Source organism: Marinobacter iranensis, from assembly GCF_029207565.1.
Classification (GTDB): domain Bacteria; phylum Pseudomonadota; class Gammaproteobacteria; order Pseudomonadales; family Oleiphilaceae; genus Marinobacter; species Marinobacter iranensis.
This window is the reverse complement of record NZ_JANCMW010000167.1, coordinates 1-270: the sequence shown is the minus strand read 5'-3', so window position 1 is coordinate 270 and position 270 is coordinate 1. Positions and strand designations below refer to the sequence as shown.

Below are 270 nucleotides of genomic sequence, written 5' to 3'. Positions count from 1 at the left end.
GGAGAGCGAGCGCGGCGTCGGGACGACGATCTCGATCCGTCTGCCAATCGACAAGACAGGGGGGCTCGGCCTTGATTCAGGCATTGATCGTGGATGACGAACATTTGGTGCGCAAGGGGCTCCGGCTTCTTTTCCCGTGGGATAAGTACGGCGTGGAGATCGCGGGCGAAGCGGCCAGCGGCGAAAAGGCGATGCAGTTCCTGCGAGAGCATCCGGTCCAGCTGCTGATGACCGATATCACGATGCCCGGCATGTCGGGGCTCGAGCTCA

General features: G+C 62.2%; 1 protein-coding gene. It reads left to right on the top strand.

All coding sequences use genetic code 11. From position 1 onward, the window contains the following. Positions 1-89: 89 nt before the first annotated feature. On the top strand, positions 90-270 hold a 181-nt coding region (locus tag NLU14_RS21885; RefSeq protein WP_275710582.1), incomplete at its 3' end, for a response regulator.